The organism is Psychromonas hadalis ATCC BAA-638, from assembly GCF_000420245.1.
Lineage (GTDB): Bacteria > Pseudomonadota > Gammaproteobacteria > Enterobacterales > Psychromonadaceae > Psychromonas > Psychromonas hadalis.
The window spans coordinates 1-7,230 of the sequence record NZ_ATUO01000171.1 but is presented as its reverse complement, the minus strand read 5'-3'; the positions used below and the strand labels follow the sequence as shown (position 1 = coordinate 7,230).

Here is a 7,230-nt window from a genome sequence, read left to right as displayed (position 1 = left end):
GAATGCAACGCAGATATTAGTCATTTAAACCAGTAAAAACGATCAGTTACTTAGGCGGATTGGTATAAGCTTCAGAGCAAGTTTTGGGAAGCTTTACGTGTTGTTTTCTTTTTCAAAGCCACTGGGTAACAAACCATACTGCAGACGTGAACTTGCTCTATCCCTACTTGCAAGATATTGGCATTGATATCAACAAACTTAAAGTTGATATGAAAAGTCAGGCTGTTGCAGATATTATGCAAAAAGATGCACAAGACGCAAAAGTATTAAAAACGCAACATTCTTTGTTAATGGTCAAGTGCTAAACCAATTTGCTACTGAAGCATTTAAAGTACTTATTGCCGAGCAGGTAAAGCTTGCTTATGCAAAAGAATGGCGTTTGAGGTCGGAAAGCTTAATCTAGAAATGGAAGATCGGAGAGATCCATGTGGCTTGTAGTGTCTCCGCGGAGATGCAATTTACCCGTTACGTTTCTATTGAGTAATCAAGCAAACCGGTTTAACAATTAAAATGACGTTTTTTGCATTTATTACTTTAAAAAAACTAGAAATTCAATATGGTGTACATTACTAAAATAATCTTACAACCTCACTTTATTCCAAGGAGCCTATTTTTATGAAATTGAAAGATCATGTCTACTTAATGGCAGACTATAACCAGTGGATGAATCAAAAAGTATACGAAGCAGCTGGAACACTTTCCCCAGAAAAGTTACATGAGGATAAAGGCGCATTTTTTGGTTCCGTTTTTGCTTCATTAAATCATATTTGTGTGGGTGATACCCTCTGGTTAAAGCGATTTTCTCCTGTGTTACAAACATATCAGGCATACGCGCCAATTTCGGCATTAGCAATACCTGAATCACTTGACACATTTCTCGCGAATAACTTCAGCGATCTTAAAGATCGCCGCGTATTATTAGATGAAGCGTTACTAGAGTTAACAAGTTTATTAACTGACGAGGAGCTGTTACAGCCAATCAGTTACCAAAACCAAAAAGGTGTCACCGCGAACAAAACACTGTTTAATTTGTTGATGCATGTTTTTAATCACCAGACACATCACCGAGGCCAAGTCACCACGCTTCTCAGCCAATCGGGCATCGATGTTGGTATTACAGACTTAGTGTTTATACAACCCAATGTTAATCAGATTCGTTAAAATGAGCATCGCTTGTTAGCCAAGATAAAAATGGGTAATTATTTTGGATTTCGAAAAAGAAAAAAACGTAAGATCAGACACTTATTTTGCTTTGATCCTTACTGTTTTTTTTAAGTGTGTTATAAATAATAAAGATTGAAAATGCTTCGATTCTTTGCCATTTAAAAAATAAGGCCTCCATGAAAATTCTTTGTGATACACACTCTCATACCGTCGCTAGCACCCATGCTTATAGCACTGTTCATGACTATATTACTTCTGCAAAAATAAACGGGTTACAACTTTTTTCACTAACAGATCATGCGCCAAGTATGCCTGATTCCCCTCATATGTGGCACTTTGGTAATATGCAGGTTATTCCTCGAATCGTCGATGACATTGCTATTTTAAGAGGCATCGAAGCTAATATTATGAATGCACCTTATGAGCATGCCACACAGCGTAATGTTGATTTACCCGATTCACTTTTACCTTATTTAGATTTTGCCATTGCCAGTTTTCATGAGCCAGTGTTTCCGCCCGCAGGTATTAAAGAAAATACTAAAGCCGCTATTCAGGCGATAGAAAGCGGTGTCATTCAAATTATGGGCCATCTGGGTAATCCCAATTATCCACTTTATCAAGAAGAGATCGTACGAGCCGCTAAAGATAACAATGTATTAATTGAAATAAACAATAGCTCGTTTAATCATTCTAGAAATGGCTCTGCACCTTTTTGTGTCTCATTAATTGAGTTTGTTGATAAACACAGTTGGAAAGTAAGTGTCGGTAGCGATGCGCATATTAGTTTTCAAGTGGGTATTTTTGATCAAGCCATTGAGGCTTTGCAACGGGTGAATTTTAATGAAAAAAATATTGCTAATCGAACACCTGCTGCATTTATCGACTTTTTATCAGAGCATGGAAAATCAGTTGCTGAAGAGTTGCAACCGTGGCTTAAAAATTTAAATAAGTAATATTTATTGGAGTAGATCTTGTCTTTTTTCCAAAAGAATAAAATACAGATCCGCCCTATAACGAAAGAGTCGTTTTATTTTTTGTAATCTCAATCAGCAATTGAAGATGTATTTTGTGCTGATGCAAACTCAATCAATTCAACCATTTTTTCTTGAATAGTAAAAAGATTTCTAGATTGTACCGCAATCTCTAAAGGCTCGTTGAGCGAGACACTATAACTACGAAACCCCTTTTTCGTCGGAATAGACATAGACATTGGAATACCTTGCGCGACCCCTCCACCAATTAGCTCTATAGTGCGCTCATTGGTTAACACTTTTTTAGGGTCTTGTATTGGTTGAAAAATAATGCCATTTTCGTCTGAGCGTAAGAGTATCCCAGAGCGATCAGGTCGCCAATTTTCATCTAGCTGTGCCATGAAACGCCATGCACAGTGCCACTCTTGGCAGACTGATGGTCTTTTGTTATAGATTTTACAGCCACCGGTTTTCATTATATTTACGCAACGTTGGTCGGCGGGTTTTTTAAAATTTTTATCATCAATAAGCAACACAACGCAGCATGCAGTACATTGTCCACACTCGCGATTGGGCACTAAATGTGACTCATTATTTTCACTCAATATTTTCACCTAAACGGGTAACTTAAAAACAATAGATATATATGAATAGCGATCATAAATCAAATTCAGTCTATTCGAGATGTGAATAATTTAACTCACTTAAATGGGCATAAATAAGCTAAAATAGTCGGCTATTATCTTAACATTGAGTCCTTACATTAATGAGTACTGTCAAAACCCCTAATGCAACATCAAGCAACTTTACTGAACTTGGTCTGATTTCACCTCTGTTAGCGCGATTAACGGAGCTGAAATATCAGCAACCAACGCCTATTCAAGCGCAAGTTATTCCCTGTGTATTAGCGGGGCGAGACTTAATTGCTGGGGCAAATACAGGCTCGGGTAAAACGGCTGCGTTTGCATTACCACTATTACAGCAACTGTCAAAAGCATCAAATAGCAAAAGCAGTCAAGGTAACTATGTAACAGGACTGATTTTAGTGCCGACGCGTGAACTTGCTAAGCAAGTTGCTGATAGTATTAAATCTTATGCAGTGCATTTTAATGGCTCGATTAAAACAGTTGCCGTTTTTGGTGGTGTCTCAGCGAATACACAAATGCTGGCACTACGTGGTGGGACTGATATTTTGGTAGCAACGCCGGGGCGATTACTGGATCTGATTTCAAGTAATGCGATCAAGCTCGATAGGGTGACTACCTTAGTACTTGATGAAGCTGATCGCATGTTAAGTTTCGGTTTTACTGAAGAACTCTCTGCGCTATTCGCATTATTACCAAAGAAAAAACAGATCCTTCTGTTTTCAGCGACCTTTCCTGAACAAGTAAAGGCGTTAACACAAGAACTACTTAACGATCCTGTTGAAATACAGTTACAAAGTAGTGATGCCAGTACCTTAGTGCAGCGTGTTTTTACCGTGAATAAAGGGCAAAAAACAGCCCTTTTGGCGCATTTAATTAAACTGCATCAATGGCAACAAACGCTCATTTTTGTGAATGCAAAAAAGAGCTGTAATCATTTAGCTGAAAAGTTGGCTAAACGTGGCATTAGTGCAGAAGTATTTCATGGTGATAAAGGTCAAGGTGCGCGAAATCGTGTGCTTGAGGCATTTAAAGCGGGTGAAATTCAAGTGTTAATTGCAACCGATATTGCGGCTCGTGGTCTAGATATTGAAAAGTTACCTGTAGTGATCAATTTTGATTTGCCAAGAAGTCCATCAGATTATATGCATCGTATTGGTCGAAGTGGTCGTGCAGGTGAGGTTGGTTTGGCCTTATCACTGATTGATCATGAAGATTATCATCACTTCAAAGTGATCGAAAAGAAGAACAAACTTCGTCTTGAGCGTGAACAAGTCGCGGGTTTTGAAGTCGCAGAAGCCTATAATGAAGCCTCATTTAATGTTGATAAACCAATGGCAAAACCTGAGGGTAGCGGTAAGAAAAAACGCAAAGATCATGAACAAATTAATGCTGATATTTGGTTAAGAAAAGATTAACCAATAGCTTTAAGTGCTTCTATTTTAGTCATGCCCATTGGATTAAGTCTGTGATCTAATATTACGCAGGAAAAATAGATTAGTTCAAGGTGCAAGTTGACGCCTTTCGAAGATTAACTACGTTATTCTTCTTTCGGTAGAATTAAAATAAAGACTTTAATTCTTTTATGGTTGTTCCCTTTGCGAAACGTGCAACGATGAAATAATTTATTTTAACCAGCAAGATTGATCCGCTACTTATTCTGATTGGTATAGCTGGCACACTTGTTACTCACTTAATAGCAATCGGATTAAATATTTTCCAATCTGTCATGTTTAGTGCGTGGCAGTCTCTTATCTCTACCTAAAATGATAAAAAAGATGAATGATAAAACGATAGTAACCCATGATGGTAATTTCCATGCTGATGATGTTTTCAGTATCGCTACACTTAAATGTATTTTTCCCTCTTTTAACCTAATACGCACACGTGATGCGGAGGTGATTAGTCAGGCTGATATTGTGCTTGATGTTGGCGGTGAATATGATGCTGATGCAGGTCGTTTTGATCATCACCAACGTGGTGGCGCAGGTGAGCGAGAAGACGGTACTCCCTATTCATCATTTGGTTTGATTTGGAAAAAATATGGCTTAGTTATCTGTCAGGGTAACCAAGAGATTGCCAATTCTGTTGATTCTGGTTTAGTCGCCGTTATTGATGGTATTGATTGTGGTTATGTAAAAGGCGTTGCAACAGGTATTAGCCTTAGTCACACAATTTCAATGTTTAACCCAACTTGGCAAGAAGAGGGTGATTTTGATGCCTGTTTCAATGAAGCTGTTGATTTTGCATCACGCATTTTAGCGCGCTTTATTGCTACTGCGACGGGGGGCATTAGCGCAAAAGTTATTGTGGCTAAAGCAATTGATGACGCTGACGACCCGAGAGTGATTGTTTTAGAAAAATATACGCCGTGGAAAAGAACCGTACATAGTTCATCTAAAAAAGCGTTGTTTGTGGTTTATCCTGCTCAGACAGGGCAATGGAGAATTCAAACTGTACCTGCAGAGCTTGGTTCATTTGAAGATAGAAAATCGTTACCCAAAAATTGGGCAGGATTAAATGGTAAGGCACTTCAAGAGATGACGGGTATTGATGATGCAATGTTTTGTCATAATGGTTTGTTTATTGCGGGTGCAGAGTCATTTACAAGCATCATGAAAATGGCAACCATGGCACTTATCGAAGCGTAAATTATCTGTCGATATCGTGGTTAAGTGTTTAATACCAATCCGCCTAAGTAACTGATCGTTTTTACTGGTTTAAATGACTAATATCTGCGTTGCATTCAATCGCAATAGCCAGCTATTACTCAATCATGCGCCTTGACCTTAGTCATTTACCCTGCGTAAAACCTGATCATTATATTAAGCGGAATGGTATAACCTCATCAATTGTTTAGAGGATTCATCTCTATTATGACTATTACTATCGTAAATGTACCCGGTTATACCAATGCAGGTCCTGCACATTGGCAAACGTTATTAGAAGAAAAACTGGCTAATGTTAAACGTGTACAGCAACAAGATTGGTTAAGCCCTGATCGCGAGTTGTGGATACAAGGCATTGAAAATACGGTGTCAAAAATTGATGGCGATATCATTTTGGTGGGTCATAGTTGTGGTGCAGTAGCGATTGCCCAGTGGGCACTTGCTTGTGATAGTCACAAAGTAAAAGGTGCATTATTAGTTGCACCTGCTGATATCGACCGTGAGAGTGCCATTGCTCCCATTCATGTCCAGCGCCCATTGCCTGAGCATACTTTACCGTTTACCACTAAACTCATTTACAGTGATAACGATGAGCACAGCAGTGTATTACGCAGTGAGAAAATGGGTAAAGATTGGGGGAGTGAACTGATTTTGGTGAAAGGAGCTTCACATTTTCATACCGACGCTGGATTTGGGGAATGGCCCGAAGCGGAAAAATGGATTGAGCAATTAGCGGGTATGCGTTGCTTGACGTTATATACCCGTCATCTTGAATGATGACGAGTATATAAAAAACCGATGCTATCGTACAATATCAATGAAATTAATCTGAAATAACTTTAACGCGACCGACAGAGCCATCTTCTAAACGAACTTTAATGCCGTGAGGATGATTGTGGGAGTTGGTCAAAATATCTTTTACTATGCCCTCGGTTAGTACGCCACTACGTTGATCCTGTTTTAAAACGATCGATACTAATAAACCTTTTTTGATATTAGATCTGTTGGTTCCGTTCATCATTATTGTCCTTGTTGGTATTATGTTGAAGTACTGGTGATTTTCATCTGTATACGATTTTTTTTCAACTACTTTATTCTTTAATACTGTCAATTTTCAGAAGCAAAGCTACCGATTGATAAAATAAATAAGTAGGGTTTTAGAGATAGCTAAAAACCAAAGTATTCAAGCATGATAGAGATAAATAAAATAGTGAATAAACCACAAAGAGATAGTGTTTTACATTTTTTAGCTGAGCCTGTTGATGTCAGTTTTGATGGCAAGGTGCATGGTGGGGCGGTCATGAAATGTGTTCTGCTGGTTGGAGTCGCCGTTATTGTGTTACCGCCTATGCGGGTGGAATTTGTTTTGTTACACCAATTCATGTGGGTAGTTTAGTAGAGGTAAGTGCGAAAGTGATCTCTACAGGAAGTCGTCAACGCACATTGCAATAGAGGTTGGCTTGTGATTCAAAATCATTAAATAGGCGTTTAACCACACATTGTATCGTGGTGATGGTTACCGTCGATAAGCATGATCAATCAGTGCGTATTCCCGAATGGATATCAGAGAGTAAAGTCGATATTAGAGAGCATGATACCGCTAAAAACGGATGGAGATGCGTAAAAAAACAGGCCGAGAAATACAAATTTTTGTTGGAAATGAATAACATATTTTATGTTCAGGTACAAAAAAGGAAGCTTATGCTTCCTTATGTCATTTTTATTTTAGCTGGCTACTTTACATAGACTCAGTAAATGTACGTGTTAGAACATCTTGTTGCT

Annotated in this window: 8 protein-coding genes and 1 pseudogene; 7 read left to right on the top strand and 2 right to left on the bottom strand. The window is 38.5% G+C overall.

Annotated features, from left to right (window positions below; all coding sequences use genetic code 11):
* The first annotated feature begins 83 nt into the window (after positions 1-83).
* From G322_RS0116075 to G322_RS0116060, 3 genes are all read left to right on the top strand, one after another.
* The gene (locus G322_RS0116075) at positions 84-305 is read left to right on the top strand and encodes a hypothetical protein (protein WP_022942744.1); all 222 of its coding nucleotides are present in this window, start codon (positions 84-86) and stop codon (positions 303-305) included.
* A 310-nt stretch (positions 306-615) separates the two neighbouring features.
* Positions 616-1,161, top strand: a complete 546-nt coding sequence (locus G322_RS0116070; protein WP_022942743.1) for a DinB family protein — start codon at positions 616-618, stop codon at positions 1,159-1,161.
* A gap of 179 nt (positions 1,162-1,340) precedes the next feature.
* Positions 1,341-2,117: a phosphatase gene (locus tag G322_RS0116060; RefSeq protein WP_022942741.1), complete on the top strand. Its 777-nt coding sequence runs from the start codon at positions 1,341-1,343 to the stop codon at positions 2,115-2,117.
* An 89-nt stretch (positions 2,118-2,206) separates the two neighbouring features.
* Here the strand turns inward: G322_RS0116060 and G322_RS0116055 are convergent, their stop codons facing one another.
* Entirely contained in the window at positions 2,207-2,749 is a 543-nt protein-coding gene (locus G322_RS0116055; RefSeq protein ID WP_245542335.1) for a YkgJ family cysteine cluster protein, read from the bottom strand.
* A gap of 152 nt (positions 2,750-2,901) precedes the next feature.
* On the opposite strand from G322_RS0116055, the gene G322_RS0116050 reads away from it, so the two are divergent.
* The 3 genes from G322_RS0116050 to G322_RS0116040 all read left to right on the top strand — a co-directional run bounded on the left by G322_RS0116050 (position 2,902) and on the right by G322_RS0116040 (position 6,225).
* Positions 2,902-4,197, top strand: a complete 1,296-nt coding sequence (locus tag G322_RS0116050) for a DEAD/DEAH box helicase (RefSeq protein ID WP_022942739.1) — start codon at positions 2,902-2,904, stop codon at positions 4,195-4,197.
* 360 nt (positions 4,198-4,557) lie between these two features.
* Positions 4,558-5,430 (top strand): MYG1 family protein, encoded by an 873-nt coding sequence (locus G322_RS0116045; RefSeq protein ID WP_022942738.1) that lies wholly within the window; start codon positions 4,558-4,560, stop codon positions 5,428-5,430.
* Between the two features lie 225 nt (positions 5,431-5,655).
* On the top strand, positions 5,656-6,225 hold the full coding sequence (locus G322_RS0116040; RefSeq protein WP_022942737.1) for an RBBP9/YdeN family alpha/beta hydrolase: 570 nt from the start codon (positions 5,656-5,658) through the stop codon (positions 6,223-6,225).
* A gap of 46 nt (positions 6,226-6,271) precedes the next feature.
* Here the strand turns inward: G322_RS0116040 and G322_RS0116035 are convergent, their stop codons facing one another.
* Positions 6,272-6,466, bottom strand: coding sequence for a YwbE family protein (locus G322_RS0116035; protein WP_022942736.1), 195 nt, complete (start codon positions 6,464-6,466; stop codon positions 6,272-6,274).
* 171 nt (positions 6,467-6,637) lie between these two features.
* On the opposite strand from G322_RS0116035, the pseudogene G322_RS21925 reads away from it, so the two are divergent.
* Positions 6,638-7,115: pseudogene (locus G322_RS21925) on the top strand (acyl-CoA thioesterase).
* The last annotated feature ends 115 nt before the right edge of the window (positions 7,116-7,230 follow it).

Excerpts from the sequence above, each read along its gene's own strand:
- G322_RS0116070 (WP_022942743.1), top strand. The coding sequence starts at position 616 with ATGAAATTGAAAGATCATGTCTACTTAATGGCAGACTATAACCAGTGG.
- G322_RS0116060 (WP_022942741.1), top strand. The coding sequence starts at position 1,341 with ATGAAAATTCTTTGTGATACACACTCTCATACCGTCGCTAGCACCCAT.
- G322_RS0116050 (WP_022942739.1), top strand. The coding sequence starts at position 2,902 with ATGAGTACTGTCAAAACCCCTAATGCAACATCAAGCAACTTTACTGAA.
- G322_RS0116045 (WP_022942738.1), top strand. The coding sequence starts at position 4,558 with ATGAATGATAAAACGATAGTAACCCATGATGGTAATTTCCATGCTGAT.
- G322_RS0116040 (WP_022942737.1), top strand. The coding sequence starts at position 5,656 with ATGACTATTACTATCGTAAATGTACCCGGTTATACCAATGCAGGTCCT.
- G322_RS0116035 (WP_022942736.1), bottom strand. The coding sequence starts at position 6,466 with ATGAACGGAACCAACAGATCTAATATCAAAAAAGGTTTATTAGTATCG.